Origin of the sequence: Haloarchaeobius litoreus (assembly GCF_024495425.1) — an archaeon.
In the GTDB taxonomy this organism is placed as follows: Archaea; Halobacteriota; Halobacteria; order Halobacteriales; family Natrialbaceae; genus Haloarchaeobius; species Haloarchaeobius litoreus.
Map to the genome: position 1 here is coordinate 695,906 of NZ_JANHJR010000002.1, position 15,791 is coordinate 711,696.

At 70.6% G+C, this 15,791-nt stretch carries 18 protein-coding genes; 5 read left to right on the top strand and 13 right to left on the bottom strand.

The features are described 5' to 3' along the window. Positions 1-10 precede the first annotated feature (10 nt). On the bottom strand, positions 11-1,861 hold the full coding sequence (locus NOW55_RS10310; RefSeq protein ID WP_256400009.1) for a M61 metallopeptidase family protein: 1,851 nt from the start codon (positions 1,859-1,861) through the stop codon (positions 11-13). 79 nt (positions 1,862-1,940) lie between these two features. Here NOW55_RS10310 and NOW55_RS10315 point away from each other — a divergent pair, with 79 nt between their 5' ends. The 4 genes from NOW55_RS10315 to NOW55_RS10330 are packed head-to-tail and all read left to right on the top strand — an operon-like array spanning position 1,941 to position 4,466. Further along, positions 1,941-2,099, top strand: a complete 159-nt coding sequence (locus NOW55_RS10315; RefSeq protein WP_256400010.1) for a DUF7559 family protein — start codon at positions 1,941-1,943, stop codon at positions 2,097-2,099. Further along, positions 2,096-2,608, top strand: coding sequence for an Hsp20/alpha crystallin family protein (locus NOW55_RS10320; protein WP_256400011.1), 513 nt, complete (start codon positions 2,096-2,098; stop codon positions 2,606-2,608). The genes NOW55_RS10315 and NOW55_RS10320 overlap by 4 nt, the downstream gene beginning before the upstream one ends. 59 nt (positions 2,609-2,667) lie before the next feature. Beyond that, complete coding sequence (locus NOW55_RS10325) at positions 2,668-3,534, top strand: hypothetical protein (protein ID WP_256400012.1); 867 nt, start codon at positions 2,668-2,670, stop codon at positions 3,532-3,534. A gap of 50 nt (positions 3,535-3,584) precedes the next feature. Continuing rightward, on the top strand, positions 3,585-4,466 hold the full coding sequence (locus tag NOW55_RS10330; protein WP_256400013.1) for a hypothetical protein: 882 nt from the start codon (positions 3,585-3,587) through the stop codon (positions 4,464-4,466). An 8-nt stretch (positions 4,467-4,474) separates the two neighbouring features. Here NOW55_RS10330 and NOW55_RS10335 read toward each other — a convergent pair whose 3' ends face one another. From NOW55_RS10335 to NOW55_RS10375, 9 genes are all read right to left on the bottom strand, one after another. Further along, complete coding sequence (locus tag NOW55_RS10335; RefSeq protein WP_256400014.1) at positions 4,475-5,641, bottom strand: NAD(P)/FAD-dependent oxidoreductase; 1,167 nt, start codon at positions 5,639-5,641, stop codon at positions 4,475-4,477. After that, positions 5,638-6,393: a creatininase family protein gene (locus NOW55_RS10340; RefSeq protein WP_256400015.1), complete on the bottom strand. Its 756-nt coding sequence runs from the start codon at positions 6,391-6,393 to the stop codon at positions 5,638-5,640. Before NOW55_RS10340 ends, NOW55_RS10335 begins: the two co-directional genes overlap by 4 nt. 69 nt (positions 6,394-6,462) lie before the next feature. Continuing rightward, complete coding sequence (locus tag NOW55_RS10345) at positions 6,463-7,059, bottom strand: RDD family protein (protein ID WP_256400016.1); 597 nt, start codon at positions 7,057-7,059, stop codon at positions 6,463-6,465. A 112-nt stretch (positions 7,060-7,171) separates the two neighbouring features. Continuing rightward, positions 7,172-7,954 (bottom strand): DUF7388 family protein, encoded by a 783-nt coding sequence (locus tag NOW55_RS10350; RefSeq protein WP_256400017.1) that lies wholly within the window; start codon positions 7,952-7,954, stop codon positions 7,172-7,174. A gap of 172 nt (positions 7,955-8,126) precedes the next feature. After that, positions 8,127-8,297 (bottom strand): hypothetical protein, encoded by a 171-nt coding sequence (locus tag NOW55_RS10355; RefSeq protein WP_256400018.1) that lies wholly within the window; start codon positions 8,295-8,297, stop codon positions 8,127-8,129. Positions 8,298-8,339: 42 nt separating this feature from the next. Then, complete coding sequence (locus tag NOW55_RS10360; protein WP_256400019.1) at positions 8,340-8,915, bottom strand: NUDIX hydrolase; 576 nt, start codon at positions 8,913-8,915, stop codon at positions 8,340-8,342. Between the two features lie 45 nt (positions 8,916-8,960). Further along, positions 8,961-9,422, bottom strand: a complete 462-nt coding sequence (locus NOW55_RS10365; protein ID WP_256400020.1) for a DUF7109 family protein — start codon at positions 9,420-9,422, stop codon at positions 8,961-8,963. A 30-nt stretch (positions 9,423-9,452) separates the two neighbouring features. Further along, positions 9,453-10,550: a glycosyltransferase family protein gene (locus tag NOW55_RS10370; protein WP_256400021.1), complete on the bottom strand. Its 1,098-nt coding sequence runs from the start codon at positions 10,548-10,550 to the stop codon at positions 9,453-9,455. A 101-nt stretch (positions 10,551-10,651) separates the two neighbouring features. Continuing rightward, complete coding sequence (locus NOW55_RS10375) at positions 10,652-11,827, bottom strand: MFS transporter (protein ID WP_256400410.1); 1,176 nt, start codon at positions 11,825-11,827, stop codon at positions 10,652-10,654. 250 nt (positions 11,828-12,077) lie between these two features. Between NOW55_RS10375 and NOW55_RS10380 the strand changes: the two genes are divergently transcribed. Beyond that, complete coding sequence (locus NOW55_RS10380; protein ID WP_256298737.1) at positions 12,078-12,245, top strand: HVO_0758 family zinc finger protein; 168 nt, start codon at positions 12,078-12,080, stop codon at positions 12,243-12,245. Here NOW55_RS10380 and NOW55_RS10385 read toward each other — a convergent pair whose 3' ends face one another. The 3 genes from NOW55_RS10385 to NOW55_RS10395 all read right to left on the bottom strand — a co-directional run bounded on the left by NOW55_RS10385 (position 12,246) and on the right by NOW55_RS10395 (position 15,749). Beyond that, positions 12,246-13,334 carry an aldo/keto reductase gene (locus tag NOW55_RS10385; RefSeq protein WP_256400022.1) on the bottom strand — a complete coding sequence of 363 codons (1,089 nt, stop codon included), beginning with the start codon at positions 13,332-13,334 and terminating at the stop codon, positions 12,246-12,248. 314 nt (positions 13,335-13,648) lie between these two features. After that, complete coding sequence (locus tag NOW55_RS10390) at positions 13,649-14,815, bottom strand: DHH family phosphoesterase (RefSeq protein ID WP_256400023.1); 1,167 nt, start codon at positions 14,813-14,815, stop codon at positions 13,649-13,651. Between the two features lie 43 nt (positions 14,816-14,858). Continuing rightward, on the bottom strand, positions 14,859-15,749 hold the full coding sequence (locus NOW55_RS10395; protein ID WP_256400024.1) for an SDR family oxidoreductase: 891 nt from the start codon (positions 15,747-15,749) through the stop codon (positions 14,859-14,861). Between the last annotated feature and the right edge of the window lie 42 nt (positions 15,750-15,791).

Below are 15,791 nucleotides of genomic sequence, written 5' to 3' on the forward strand. Positions count from 1 at the left end.
CTGGTTCGCATCAGGAGCGACGACGGGAGCGCATCACCAGGACCACACAGCCGCCGAGCGCGACCACTCCCCCAGCTACGCCGAACCCCGGCGACCCACCCGACGCCGTGGCAGACGTACCCGTCGCCATCCCGGGGGTGCCGGTCGGCGCAGTCGTCGCCACCGTGGTCGGGGTCGGTTCCGCGGTCCTCGTCTCGGGCTCCTCCCCGGTCGGGTCCATGCCCTGCGCGACGGCCTCCCCGTCAGAGATGCCATCGCCGTCCGTGTCGGGGTCGGTCGGGTCGGTGTCCGACTCGTGGACCTCGGTGCCGTCGTCCAGCCCGTCGTCGTCGCTGTCCACGTCGGTCGGGTCAGCGCCGCGGTCGACCTCGGCCGCGTCTGGGAGTCCGTCGCCGTCGGTGTCGGGGTCGTTCGGGTCGGAGCCGACGGTCCGGACCTCGCGGCTGTCGTTCAGGCCGTCGTCGTCGGTGTCGACGGCGAACATGTTGCTCCCGGCGCGTTTCTCCTCGGCGTCGGTCAGACCGTCGCCGTCGGCGTCGCGCTCGGGCCGCGTCGGGGAGTCGTACAGCGAAGCGTTGTCGGGGATCTCCGGAACTGACTCGGTGCGGGCGTACTCGTCGAGCCACTCGCCCGCGCTCTCGCCCCCGGCGGCGACGACGTACTCGCGGAGGTCGTAGTACGTGACGCCGCCGCGGTGGCTGTTCACGAGGTAGAACACGTCGGCGAGGCTGTAGTTGCCGCCGGAGCCCCGTCGGATCTGGGCGTCCAGCCCGGCGAGCACGCGGCTGCCCTTCGAGTACGGCGCGTAGTCCGAGGTCCAGTGGATGTCGTTCACGAGGACCGAGTCGGCGTCACGGTCGGTCGAGACGGCGTCGTGGAACGCGTCGAAGTCGATGCGGCCCTCGCGGTAGGTCAGGAGGGCGGCGTAGTACTCGGCGCTGGCCTCCGTGAACCAGCGCATCTCTGAGTTCGGGGCGAACCGCTGGCGCGTGTGGAGGTACTCGTGGACCCAGACATTGTCCGCGGTCTCGGCCTGCATGTCCTCGTGGACCCAGAGGTCGGTCGGGCCGGCCTGGATGCCGCCGCGGCGGATGGGGTCGGGCGCGACGAACAGCCGGATGTCACGCTCACTCCCGGCCACGTAGAGCTCGTCCATCGCGAACGACACCGACTCGAAGACGGTCGCCTGTCCCTCCGCCACGGTCGCCGCGTCGGGCACGACGAGCGTGAGATTCCGCCCGTCGGCAGTGTGCTCGTACCGCTCGTACCCGCCGAGGAACGCCATCTGGGTGCCGAACACCGCGTCCTCCTCGACCCGGGACTCGGTCGTGAACAGGCCGTCGCGCTCCCAGCTGCGGTGCCAGCTGTCGGTCGCGTCGCTGTAGTAGCCGGCGCTGACGCCGTACTGGACGAGCGCCCAGCCGTCGCCCTCGGCGAAATCGTAGCCGCCGAAGCGGTCGTTCTGCCGGTCGCTCGGCACCCGGACGGTGATGGACGGGCGTTCCGTCTCCTCGTCCCAGCGGTAGTCCCAGGCGATGTTGGGGGCGTCGACGATGCCGTCGCGCGAGACGACGGTCGCACCCTCGACCGTGCTCACGCCCAGCGTGCTGACGTCCGAGCCGACCGCGAACGACGTGGTGACGCGGACCGTGTCGGGGTGGTCCGGTGTCAGGTCGACGTCGACGGCTCGCGTGACGCCGATGCTGCCGTTCCCCGGTGTCGGCGTGACCGTCGTAGCGGTCGCATCGACGGCCGTGGCGGCGTGGTCTCCACCGACTGCCCCGACAGCACCGGCCGGAACTGCGCTCAGGACGAGGAGCGTGACGAGGGCCAGTGCGGCGGTCCGCGGCGTCGTCTGCATTGTATTCGTCTTCGGGCAGCGGGAGAAAAGGGTTCCGCCCTCCGAAAACGGTTTTCCCCTGACGGCCCAAGGGTCGGCTATGCCCGCGACGATGGAGGTCAGGTGTACGGATGCGGACTGCGAGCTCGACATGTTCGAGCTGCACTACACCTACGACATGCCGGACGACGTGACCGTCGAGGACTTCGCCTGCCCGTACTGTGGAACCACCGCCGGTCTGGAGGAGATCGAGCTATGAGAATCCGCGAGTTCGGCCGTTCGGTCAGCAACAGCGTGCTGCGCCAGATCGGTCGGGCGTCCTCCCAGGTGCAGGAGAACCGCCCGCTCCCGACGGACCTGCTGGAGAGCGACGACGCCTACCTCGCCGTGTTCGACGCGCCGGGGGCGACCCACGCCGACGTGCAGGTGCGCTACGACGACGGCGCGGTGAAGGTCCGCATCGACCGCTTCCGGGAGTTCCACGAGGGCTTCGACATGCGCATCCCCGGCCGTGGCATGGCGCTCGACGGCCACGTCCGGCTGCCGACAGACGCGCTGGTCGACGCCGAGTCCGCCACCGCGACGCTCCGCAAGAACGGCACGCTGGAGGTCGAAGTCCCGAAGGCAGTCACCGCGGAGGACGAGGGCGACGTCGGCGGCGACACCGACACCGTGACCATCGCCGAGCCGGGCGACGGTGACGACGACACCGACGACGCGAGTACGGACGCCGACGCGAGCGCCGACGCTGCCGCCGACGAGTCGTGACCCCCGCCGGCGACGACGTTCCCGGTGGTCGGTCGTTTCTGCAGACGAGACGGACCGCGATGCGACGAGCAGCCGGCACCGCGCTCCTCGGTGGCGTCGCCTCGCTCGCCGGTTGCTTCGGTGGCACGGGCGGCGGCTCGTGGGACACCGGCCGCGAGGGCGACCTCCAGCCGTGGCTCTACGACCCCGCGAGCCATCGGTCGGACGTGACGGACTACGTCGTCGGCTACTGGGAGCCCGCGACGTTCGCGGCCAGCCGGGACTCACTCGGCGAGAGCGCGAGTCGGGTCCAGCGCTACCACGCCGCCGCGCCTGAGGACGTCGAGTTCACGGTCGAACTCGGCGGCGCGAGCGCCGCCGGTGGGCTCCCGTACGTGCTCGTCTCGCAGGGCTCGTTCGACGCCGCGACGGTCCGGGAGAGCCTCACGAGCGGGTTCGGGCGCGTCGGCAGCGTCGACGACCGACCGGTCTACGGCGACGGGACGGACGCCTTCGCGGTCGTCGCGGACGGCGAGTTCGTGTTCGTCCGCGGCCTCTCGTGGGCCGACGCCGAGTCGTACGTCGCCGGCTCACGCTCGTTCGCCGGCGACGACGACCGCCTCGTCAACTTCTTCGACACCGTCGGGGTCGGTGCGAACGCGGGGTTCCGGCTCAGCACCGACGATTCGGGGACGCCGACGCTGCACGGCCACGCCTACCGCATCGACGGCGGGACGACGGACGCCCGGGCGCTCCGGGTCCCCGGCGTCGACGACGCCCGCGGCGAGGAACTCGAATCGTATCTCGAACAGGTCCGGTCGTCGGTCGATCGGCTCCGCTCGGCATCGGCCGAGTACGACGACGAGCGCGTGCTGCTGGACCTCGAGTTCGCAACCGCGCAGGCACCCTTCGGCGTCGACCCGCTGTCGAACTTCGGGCTTCGGTGAGGAGAGGGCCACCGGAACGGTTTTGAACCTGTCGGGGTATGGACAGAACGATGCAGCGACGGCAGTTCCTGCGACTCACGGGTGCGACCGCGACGGGCGGGCTGGCGACGGCGCTCGCCGGCTGTTCGACCACCGGCGAGTGGGGGACAGAGGGGGAGAACCCCATCGAACCGTGGCTGTACGACCCCGCGTCGTACGGCGGCGGCGAGGAGTCGCGGCTCGCGGTCGAGTACTGGGAACCCGCGACGTTCGAGCGCAACCGGACCTACCTCGACCGGGAGGTGCGGGAACGCCTGCAGCCACTCCACTTCGGCGACCCCTGGGCCGTCGACCACACGATGCAGATCGTGGGAGACGCGGCGAACGCATCGCTCCCGGACGTGGTCGTCGCACGGGGGTCGTTCGGGACCGACGCCGTCCGGTCTGCCTTCGTCCGCGAGCGAGAGCGTGTCGGCGTGCACGAGGGGCGGGCGCTGTACCGGACCGGCGGGGAGCGGTTCGTGGCCGTCGACCACGGCGACCTCCTGTTCGTCCGGAACCTCGACCGGCAGGGGGCCGAGGCGTACATCGGGGCGGACGACCGGACGTTCGCGAGCAGGGACCCCGTGCTGGGGACGTTCTTCGAGACGGTGGGACTGGGCGCACACACCAGTGTGGAACTCCAGCCCGGCGGTGCCGACGGGCCGGCACTGGTCGGGTACAGCTACCGGATCGACGGCCCGAAGACCCGGGCTCGGTCGATTCGGCTGCCGGCAGTACCCGAGCGGTCGGTCGACGAGGTCGAACGGTTCGTTGCCCGGGCGGAGCGCGAGGAAGACGCGGTGTTCGAGGCGTCGGTCACCGCCGCCGCCGCGTACACGCTGGTCGACCTGACGTTGCGGACGGAGGCCGTCCCGTTCGGCGGCGACCCGACGAACGGTCTCGGCTCCTGACGCCGGTGCTACTCCTCGACGACCATCCCCTCGACCACCTCGAACGCCTCGTCACCGTCGAATCTGGTGGGGGCGAACGGTGCGATGCCCTCGTCGCCCAGCATCTCGGCTGCCACCGCCTCCCCCAGCGCCGGTGCGCGCATGAAGCCGTGGCCCTGGAACCCGGTCGCGACGTAGAGCCCGTCATGGAGTTCGCCGAGCAGCGGGTCGCGGTCCGGCGTCGCGGTGCAGAGCCCGGCCCAGGCGCGCTCGACCGCTGGTTCCCGCCCGGTGCGCTCCGCTACGGCGTTGACCGCGCTCTCGACGAACCAGTCGTCGGCCGCGCGTCGCCAGTCGTCCGGGTCGGCCTCGCGCTCCTCCGTGCCGTCGCCGACGAGCAGGCCGTCGGGGTGCGGGCGGAGGTAGACGCCGGCGGTCGCGTCGTAGCAGACCGGCACGTCGCGGTCGAAGCCGGCGGTCAGCGCCTGCACGCGGTAGGGCTTCATCGCCAGGGCGACGCCGGCGTCGGCGAGCAGTCGCTTCGTGTGCGCGCCGGCGGCGACGAGCACGGCGTCGAACGCCTGCCGTTCGCCGTCGTCGTGGACGACCGCTGGCCCGTCGTCGCCCCCGTCGGTCGTCACCCGGACCGGCGTCGCCTCCCGCACCGTCGCACCCGCTTCAACGGCCAGCGACGCGAGCAGCGGCGGGTACGTCGCCGGGTCGACCACGCCGGCGTCGCGGGCGACCGCCGCGACGGCCACGTCGTCGTGTCTGAGTGTCGGGAACTCGTCGGCGAGGTCGTCCGCGTCGAGCAGGGCCACCTCTCGGCCGTTGGCGCGCATCCGGGGGACCTGCTCGCGGATGGCGTCAGCGCGGCGGTCGTCGCCCTCGCGGGCGAGCCAGACGTACGGCGTCTCGTCGAACCAGAACCGTCCGTGCCCGTCGAACGCCCGGAACCGCTCCATCGCGCGCCCCGCGACCCGGGCGTCGACGTCCTCCGCGAAGGCGTCGTAGCAGATGCCGGCGGCGCGGCCGCTGCTGCCGCCAGCGATTTTGCCGGCTTCGAACAGCGTCACGTCGACGCCGTGGCGTGCGAGGTCGTAGGCGGCCGTCGCGCCGACCGCGCCGCCGCCGACGACGGCGACGGTGTCGAGCGCGTCGGCGACGGTGAGTTGCCTGTCCGCCCGAACCGTCATCGGTGCGCCTCCGGCAGCAGCGCCTCGAACGGCTGTCCGACGAGCCAGTCGACGAGTGCGTCGAGTTCGTCGGTGGCCTGCTCGAACAGGCGCTCGCCGGCTTCGGCGGAGCCGCGGGTCGGCTCGCCGACCGCGCCCGAATCGGAGAAGTCGGCGGTGTCGAAGCCGATACTCGCTCCGTGGACGGACTTCCCCCACGAGTCGGCCGCGCCCGCCTCGGCCTCCGCCAGGCGCTCCTCGCGGACGAGGTCGGGGGCGACGTGGGCGACCATGCTCGTCTCAAGCTCGTCCGCGTGACCGATGCCGGCCTCGCCGAACAGCTCCTCGTCCAGCCCGTCGAGGTTCGACCACCACGCCCACGGTGCGGCGAAGGCGACCTCCTCCTGCCGGAGTCGTCGGGCTGCGCGGGTGATTGCGTCCGTGTTCCCGCCGTGGCCGTTGACGACGACGGCCTTCCGAATCCCGTGGCTCGCGACGCTCGCGAGCGTGTCCGCCACGTAGTCCTCGAACGTTCCGGGGTGGGTCCAGAGCGTCCCGTCGAACTGGCGGTGGTGCTCGCTCACGCCCACGGGCAGCGTGGGCAGGACGAGGGTGTCGTCGCGGTCGGCGACGGCGTCGGCTGTCGCCTCGGCGGCCATGAAGTCGGTCCCGAGCGGCAGCGCTGGCCCGTGCTGTTCGACGCTCCCGACGGGGAGGACGGCGACCTCGGGGGCGTCACCGAGGCTGGCTGTCGTCTGATGTGCGAGTCGCATAGCCGGGAGTGCGCCCGGCGCTCAAAAACTGTTTCCGTCCGGTGCCGCGACCGGTCGACAGTCGCCGGCTCAGGCGTCTGCGGGCCGGGTCGATCCGTCCGGCGTCCCAGCGACATCCTCCGTGACGAGGGTCTCCACGACGAACGTGCCGGCGGCCTTGTCGCCGATGCGCTGGCCCTCGCCGAGGACGAACATCGCAGCGAGTTCGACGAACAGCCAGGCGGCCATCATCCCGACCGCGATCGGGAACCCGAGGATCGGGACGATGATGCTCGAGATGGCCATGAACGGCAGCGGCGCGAGCAGAACCACGTTCCGGATGAGCGCCTGCCTCGTCGAGATCGACGACCCGTCCAGCGTGACGACCGTGACGTCGAGCAGGTTCATGCCGAGGGTCTGCCCCGACCGGGTCTGGAACAGCACGAAGTACGCCAGCAGCACCGCCGCGATGAGGCCCCACTGGACGAACGAGAGCAGGATGCTGAGGATTCCGGCACCGTCGGCCGCGGCACCGCCGGAGGCCGCTCCACCGAGGAGCAAGACGGACCTGAGTATCCAGAACACGAACCAGATGATCGCCGACAAGATCGCCAGTACCACCCAGTCGATGCCGAACGCCATCAGACGGTTCGGTATCGCTTCCTCTGCCTTCGCTGGAATCTCCATAGCAGGTAGACCAGCTTACATGTATTTATCGATTTTGGTGCTGGTTGAAACAAACACGAAGGGTGTCCTGTACTCCGTCGCCCCGAGGAAACGGCTCCGTCGCTCGTGCCTATCAGCCAGAGAACTCGTCCAGGCCGCGGGCGGGGTAGCCGACGACGTAGTCGGCACCGAGTTCGTGGAGTTCGGCGACCCGGTCGCGCACCGTCGCGGCGTCGCCGACGAGCGCGAAGTCGCGGCTCGCCTTCAGCAGCACCTCGCGGGCGCGACCCGTCGCCGCGGAATCCGTCGCGCAGTCGTCGGGGAGCGCGCGGGCGACGCTGGCACGCCGGCCGACGAAGTCGCCGACGGCGTCGAGGATAGCGTCGTCGTCGCTCGCGAGCACGGTGGGCGCGTAGACCGCGATCTCGCCGTCGTAGCCCGCCGCACGGAGCGACTTCAGGTCGCGGTCGGTCGACCGCGAGAGCAGGTCGAACTGCGTACCGCCCGCGGCGAGCGCGACGCGCTCGACGCCCTCGGTGCCGACCCAGGCGTCGTTCGCGACCTTCCGGGCGGCCCCGAGGCGGGGCGCGATGGCGCGGCCCGCCTCGCACTCGGTCAGGTACGCGCCGTGACCCGCGACGAGAACGCGGCCGACGTCGTCGGGCAGCTCGCGCGCCAGCGAGTCGTCGCCGAGGGGGTCGAACCCGTCGGCGCGCACGGGCGTCGTCATCCTGACCGTCGTCTCGTCTGCGAGCTCGCGCAGGACGCTCGCGCCGGGCAGGTGTTCGCGACCCTCGTAGTCGACCACGAGCAGTTCGGCGTCGAGGTGGACGGCGTCGGCGACGTCGACCTCGGCGGGCTTGAGTGCGATACCGTCGAGCCCGGTACGGGCGACGGTCGCGCCGCTGGTCAACATCGGCGACCACCTCGGACGACGGCGATACGGCTCAGGAGAAGTAGGCTATCGGTCGAATGGAACGCGACCCATCGTCTTGTGGACCATGTACTCGTCTCCATGTCTCGATGCGGGATAAACGTGTCGGAGGCCGCGAAGCCCTGCCGGGTGGCGGGACGGCGGCGACGGTGGCTCAGCTTGGCGACCACCGACAGCAGTTCCCCGTCGTCAGCCCCTCGTCGTCGACGTAGCTGGTGAGGCAGGCGTAGTTGCAGAACGCTCGCTCCTCGCCCTCGCCCTCCCGGACGTAGACCGGGTCGTGGTGCTCGACGGGGCTGTCGCAGTACTCACACGGGGTCGTCATGGGTGGCGGTACGACCGCCGAGGCCAAGAGCGGACCGGCTGCTCACACCCGTCGGTCGATGCGCTCCGGCGCGCGCCAGTCCGTCGTCAGTTCGAGCAGCTGGACGAGGATGCGGGCGGTCGCCCCCCAGACGGTGTAGCCGTCGACGGTGAAGTAGTGGATGACGATGTCGCCGTAGTACGGGTGGTCCCGGCGTTCGTACCGGTAGTTCTCGGCGTCGGTCAGCGCGTCGACGGCGAGCATGGCGACCTCGGCGACCTCGCGCTCGTCGGGGTGGTACTCGCGGTCGGGCACGTAGCCGACGAACGGGGTGACCGCGTACTCGGTGATCGTGCGGATGTCGTCGAGCCGGCCGACGAGTTCGACCTCCTCGGGGAGCAGCCCGATCTCCTCGTAGGCCTCGCGCAGTGCGGTCTCCTCGATGTCGGCGTCGTCGGGCTCGTAGCCGCCGCCGGGGAAGCTCATCTGCCCGGCGTGCTTGCCGAGGTCCTCGGAGCGCTTGGTGAAGATGAGGAACAGCCGGTCGTCGCGCTCGACGACCGGGATGAGAACGCCGGCGTCCCGCGGCTCGTCGTCGACGGAACGGGGCGTGAACTCGGCGACACGACGCAGGTCCATCGCCAGCGGCTACGGCCCGCGGCCCTAAAGCGTTCACTCTCTCGTTCAGAGCCGCGCATCGAGCCGACTCCGGACGTCCGTACAGTCGACGGGAGCCCACGCCTCGAGGTCGTAGCTCACGTCGAGCAGTTCGTGGGCGCGCTCCTCGTTCCCGCCCGCGAGCGCCGCCGTGGCCTCGTCGGTCAGCCGGTCGTGGACCTGTTCACCGAGGGCCGCGCGGTCGACGTGCCTGGGCTCGACGTCCATGATGTGCGGGAGGTCCTCGCCGTGTGGCGGCTCCTCTGGGAACGCCCGGGGGCCGGCGACGTACAGCGTGCGGTCGCCGCCGTCGTAGGCGACGAGGTGGTAGGCGTCGATGGCGTCGTCCACCCAGGTTGCGACCGACTCGGCGTCGACGTCCGCGCCGGCCCGGAAGGCGACCTCCTCGACGGCCTGTTCCAGCTCCGCGCGGGTCAGGCCACCGAAGGTGTCCACCACGCCGGCGAGTTCGTCCTCACTCAGACGCATGGTGGGTGCCACGGGCGTCGGGGTAAAGACTCATTCGACCAACTCGTCGCTGGCGGCGCGGGCGGCCGCGGCCACGTCCGCCGGCTCAAACGCCACGTCGGTCCAGGCGGGGAGCCGGGTGTCGGTCCGGGGTGGGCGGACCGAGCCGGCGTAGGCTGCGACCTGCTCGCGCTCGCCGGCGATATCGTAGTCGAGGCCGTTGAACCGCGCGTCGGCGGCGTACTGTCGGACGAGCGTGGCGGCGGTCTCGCGGTAGCGGTCGGGGAGCGTCTCGAAGTCCGGTTCGAGTCCGTGGTCGGCGAACGCGTTGAACAGCGCCTGCCCGACCTGGTCGGCCATGTCCGAGAGGCCCGTCGGCCCCGACACCGAGCGGTGGTCGTGCTCGTGCTTACCGAGGTCGACCTGTGCGGTGCCGGTGAAGCCGGCGTACTCGTAGGCGTCCGAGAGCATCCCGACCTCCAGCCCGAAGGCGCGCTGGGCGCGCACGTTGCGGGCGAGGTCGGCGGTCATCGCGAACTCGCCGGCGAGGGCGTAGCGGAACGCGTCGAGGTAGTCGAGGAACGGGTGGTCGTGAGCGTCGTCGAGCGCGCGCACCAGCGGCGTGAAGAACAGCCGGAACAGCCGGCCGTAGAGCTGGTTGTTCTCGACGCGGGCGTAGTAGCCCTTCGAGAACTCGAACTCGCCGGCGACGGGCGCGAGCAGCCGCGGGACGTGGCGCTCGGAGTAGGTCTTCGCGTCGGCGTCGTGGACGACGACGTAGTCGGCGGTCTCGGCGGCGACGCCGAGGGCGAGCCAGACGTCCCGACCCTTGCCGAAGCCGTTGTCGAGTCCGTGGCCCGCCAGCAGCTCCGTCACGCGGTCGGCAGCGCACCACAGCAGCTCCACGTCGAGGTCGAACGAGTCGAGCCACGCGTGGAAGTCGGGCACGCGCTCGGCCGGCGCGCGCAACGGCACGACGACCGCGGCGGGGTCGACATCGGCCAGCGTCGTCAGCACGCGCTCGGCGGCGAGCCCGGCGTACTCCCGTTCGGTCATCGGGACGACGACGGCCGCGCGGTCGGTCGGCGCGTCCGGCGTCGGGTCGGTGAGGTCGTGCAGCGTGGCGACCCGCTCCTGGACGTACTCCATCACACGACGGTCGGGGCCACAGTCCTAAAACGGCCCCGACTGGGGAACGGGTTACCGTCGCCCGGGCCGGGTCCGGCTCCGGTCGTGACCCCGTGCCGAACTCACGACTCCGCGCCCGACGGGAGCCGGTCGAGCAGGAACAGCCCGACGAGCCCGGCCAGCACCACCACGAGCACCGCCGCGAACCCGCGGAACGCGGCGTCGTACCCGATGCCGGCGTCGACGAGCAGCCCGACCGCGACGCTCCCGGTCGCCTGCACGAGCATCATCGACCCGGAGTAGAGCGCGTACGCCGACGCCCGGTTCTCGTCGGGGAGCGAGTCCAGCATGAACGTGTCCATCGCGGGGAACGTGCTGTGGACGATGTAGCCGAGGACGAGCGTCACGCCCACGAGCGGGAGGAATCCGCCGACGACCGTCAGTCCGAGCAGCGAGGCGATGAAGCCGCCGAGCAGCGCGAGCAGCAGCGGGACGTGGGACACCCTGTCGGCGAGGTCGCCGGTGAGCAGGAACGCCGGCACGCCCGCGAGGAACACGAGCGTCAGCAGCGTGCGCCCCTGCGCCGCCGACAGGTCCTTCGTGACGGTCATGTACCGCACGTAGAAGTTGAACACGCCGTTCCAGACGAACCCCGTCGCGCCGAGGATGGCGAGGCCGGTGAGGATGATCTTCCACTGGCGACGCAGCGCCGAGAGCAGGTCGCGGTCCTCTGTGCCAGCCGCCGGCATCGTCGTCCGGCGCGCGACGACGTAGAACGCGGCCGTCGTGACCGCCGTCACCGCCGCGGTGGCGACGAAGACGACCCGCCAGGCCTCGGTCTGCCCGAGCAGCGGCACCGCCCAGCTGTCCCGGATGAGCACCAGCCCGACGAACGACGGCGCGGCGACCGCCGCGAGCTGGCTCGACATCCCGTGGACGCCGATGGCGCGGCCGACCCGCCGGGGGAACAGCTCGCTGACGAGCGGGTTCGCGGCGATGAAGTACGCGCCACTGGCCAGGCCCATGCAGAGCGCGCCGACGTACACCATCGTCAGCGAGGTCGCAGCGGCGGTGAACGCGGCCGACGCGGTCAGCACGAGCCCGGTCCAGCCGACGACCCGGTGACGCGGCACCCGCGTCAGTACGTAGCCCGTCGGGATGCGCGGGAGGGCGCTGCCGACCCACGCGAGCGTCGCGATGAGCCCGACCGCGCCCTCGGTGGTGATACCGAACTGCAGGCGGAACGGGTCCAGCAGCGGCGCGAAGACGACCCGCGCGAAGTTCACGAGGAACACCATCGTACAGAGCGACCCGAACACGCCGAGCCGGCCATCTCGGCGGCGCTCGGACTCGCTCTGTGGCTGTTCCGTCACGCTCCCTGTTACTCCGGGGCCGCGTTCAAAGCTTTCGAACCGAAACAGAATTGCCGGTCGGTCGGCCGCGACCCACCAGCCCGGACGGCATGGCCCGCACTACCCCTGTTCCTGCCAGCGATGTGGTGCGATAACACCCGGGTCTTTTTCCCGTCCCCCCTCGTAGCCTCGGCACATGAAATCGGTCAGGAAGGCGCTCAGGGACGGCACGCTGGAGAAGGACACGTACGAGCGACTGAACTGCGCCGAGTGCGGGAAGACGCTCAAGACGAAGAACGACCCCGACGAGATCGGGACGGTACGGGTCTGTCCTGACTGCGGCGGCGAGTGGAAGGAGATTTAGTCACTCGAACGTCGCGTCGAACGCGTCCGCACCCAGCGGCTCGAACCGTCCCGCGTCGACGTTCTCGGCGACGTGCTCGGTTCGACTCGCGCCGACCAGCGAGCAGGTCACCCCCGGTGCCGACCGAGCGAAGTTTATCGCGCGCTGTACCGTCGTCTCGCCAGCGACGCGTGCGTCCACGTCCTCGGGGAGCCCGTCGGCGAGGTCGCCCTGCAGGATGGAGGCGCTCGTGAACACGTCCAGGTCGGCCTCGTGGGCCAGTCGGAGCGTGCTCACCGGGCCGTCGGCCGACGGCTGTGCCTCGACGGTGAACGCGTCCGCCATGTGGACGTTGAACGGGAGCTGTATCGCCCGGAAGTGCGTCGCCGCGTTGCCCGCCGCCTTCGCCGCCGCCCGCGCCCGGCCGACGACCTCCGCCAGCGAGAGGTAGGCGTCGTGGTCTTCGGGCACCCGGAAACACTCCCACGTCGCCACCCCGTAGTGGTCGATGTCGCCCGCCGCCGCCCGCTCCTCCAGCCGCTCGAACGCCGCCTCCAGCCGGTCGTACACCGTCTCGCGGTCGTGCTCGGCGAGCTGCGTCTCCGGGTTGTGGACGTAATAGAGGTCGATGGTGTCGAGGTCCAGATTCGCGAGCGACCGGTCCAGCTGGTCGTCGAGGAATCCCGGGGCCATGCAGTGACTTCCGCGGACGAGCTCGTCGCGATCGACGATGCCCGTGTCGACGTACTCCGACTGGACGTACGCACCCGGGTTCTCCGGCCGCGCGCCGTCGAACGGCACGAACCCGCCCTTCGTCGAGACGAGCACGGCGTCGCGGTCCACGTCCGAGTCGGCGAGTGCCCGCCCGACCACGCGCTCCGAGCGCTGACACCGGTAGTTGATGGCCGTGTCGACGACGTTCACGCCCGTCGCCAGCGCCTCGGTGATGGCGTCGTAGTAGCGCTCGTCCACCTCGTCCGTCGGGTCGCCGAGGTACGTCCCGACGCCGATGCTGGAGACCAGGCCGTCGCCGAACCGGCGGTAGAACGTCCGCGCGAACGCGTCGTGGAACTCGTCGCGGTACGCCCACGACGCAGTGCTTGTGACCATGGCTGGCTGTAGTTGGCTGGTCGTGAAAAGGAGCGCGTTCGATTTCCGATGGCGGTTCGATTGTCGTTGGGAGTCTCAGGGGTCGTGGGAGCATCTGGCGCTGTGAACCGTCAGAAAGCCCCGAACGTCTCGACGGCTGCACCTCGCTGCGGTCCTCGTACCTGCGGTCCTTGCGTCGGTTCGCCTGTCGAGACGCCCGCCCCTTTCAGTCCCGCCGCGACCGCACCGCGCCTCACGCCTCCCCAGCCGACTGTGCGAGCACGCTCGCCAGTGGTGGGACGTGAAATCTCGTCGCTCTGCCGAAAACCAGCCAGCTATCCTCTCGCGCCGGCCAGCGCGTCGAACAGCCGCTTCTTGAAGTCGTCGCGGGAGACGCCGTCGGAGGGGCCGAGGCCCTCCATGTGCTCCTTCGAGAGCTGCCCGCCGCCCATGCGGGCGTGGCCGCCGGCGTCGGCCATCGGGATATCGGCGACGACCGAGCGCAGCGCCTCGCCCATGTGGATGCGGTCGTCGCGGGACCGGCCGGACATGTGGACGGTGCCGTCCTGCTCGCCGAAGACGACGACCGCGCTGACGCCTTCGAGGTGCATCAGTTCGTCGGCGGCCTGCGGGATGGCATCGACGTTCGGGATGGCCCCGAGGTCGCAGACGGCGAAGGGGCCGTCGACGTCCTTCTCGACGATGGCCTTCGCCTTCGTCTTGAGCACCTCGTCGGGGACCTGTGGGTTGGCGATGCGGTCGAGCAGGTCCTCGTTGACGACCGGGTAGAGGTACGCGCTGGCGTCGAACTCGGCGGCCGAACAGCCCTTCGTCAGGTCGCTCGTGTCCGAGAGGATACCGTAGACGAGCCCGGTGGCGGTCTTGGAGTCGAGTGCGAGCCCCTCCTCGCCGTTGCCGTTGCCGTGGTTCGCGTCGAGATCCTCGAAGTACTCCGCGAAGATGGTCGCACACGCGCCGTAGTCGGTCCGGATGTCGGTGTGTTCGGTGCCCGTCCCGTTGCCCGGATGATGATCGACGACCGCGTACGGCTCGATGCCCTGCGCGCCCTGGAAGCCACGGGCGGTGTTGTGGTCTACGAGGACGACCGTGTCGGAGGCGAGGTCCCCGGCGGTCTCGATCTGGTCGAGGTCGAGGTCGAGGACGGTACGGAACGCGCGGTTCTCCTGGTGGCGGATCTCGCCCGGATACTGGAGATGGGCCTCTGCCCCCGCGTGTTTACAGAGGTCGGCGGCCGCCATCCCGGCGGCCATCGCGTCCGGATCCGGGTTCGGATGTAGCAGAATCGTCACCTCGTCGACCCCCCGGATCGCGCGGACGAACCGCTCACCAGGCGACCGACGAAGTCGTTGGACGCCGACCAGTCCCGCTCCGGCCCCCACTACCACCGCGAGCAGCACACCGGCAGCCATCACCGGATCGTTGGTGGCTGCGTCGACGGCGTTGGCGGCTCGAATGGCGGCCGGGGTGACAGCAAACCCCATACTCCACGTCTCACATCGGACGAGTAAGAAGGTTCCCACTCGCTCATTCCGCCCGATACTCGTCGACAGCGGCGCGGTACCCGGCCCGGAACGTGGGATATCGGAGCTCGTAGCCCAGGTCGCGGAGGCGGTCGTTCGCACAGCGTTTCGACGTGCGGATGCGGCGCTTGGCCGCGTCGGAGAGCGCTGAATCGTCGAGTCGCTCCGCCTTCGTCTGCTTCGGTGGCTCCGACACGCCGCACTGCTCGGCGAGCCAGTCCGCGAAATCCCACTTCGAGACGGGTTCGTCGTCGACGACCTGTACGACCTCGCCGCGTGCGAGGTTCTCCTCCAGCAGGAACCGGACCGAGCCGGCCGCGTCGTCCCGGTGGACCATGTTGAGGTAGCCCTCGGTGACAGGCCCGGAGAGGTAGCGCCCCAGTCGGTAGCGGTCGGGGCCGTAGAGCCCGGCGAAGCGCGCCACGGTGCCGTCGATACCGTGTGTCTCCCCTGCGCCGAGCGCCACCTCCTCGGCCTCGACCAGCACCTCGGTCTTCGGCGTCGTCGGGTCGAGCGGCGTCGACTCGTCGACCCAGTCGCCGTCGTGGTCGCCGTGGACGCCCGTGCTGGAGGTGTAGACGAGTCGGGCGGGCGGCGACTCTCGGGCTGCAAAGTGGTCGAGGACGGTCCGTAGCCCGTCGACGTAGATTCTTCGCGCGGCATCGGCACCGCGCCCGCCGGTGCTCGCGGCGAAGACGAGGGCGTCCGCGTCGGGGACGGCCGCGAGGCTCTCGGCGTCGGTGATGTCGGCCTCGACCGACTCGAACCCGGCCGCCTCGATGGCCGCCAGTCCGTCGGCGGAGCGTCTGACACCGACGACGTCGTGTCCCGCCTCGGTCAACTGCCGTCCCAGTTCGATACCGACGTAGCCACAGCCGAGAATCGCGACGCGCATGGCTGTCGGTTGGGCCGGCGAGCTGTTAGGGGATTCGGTGTC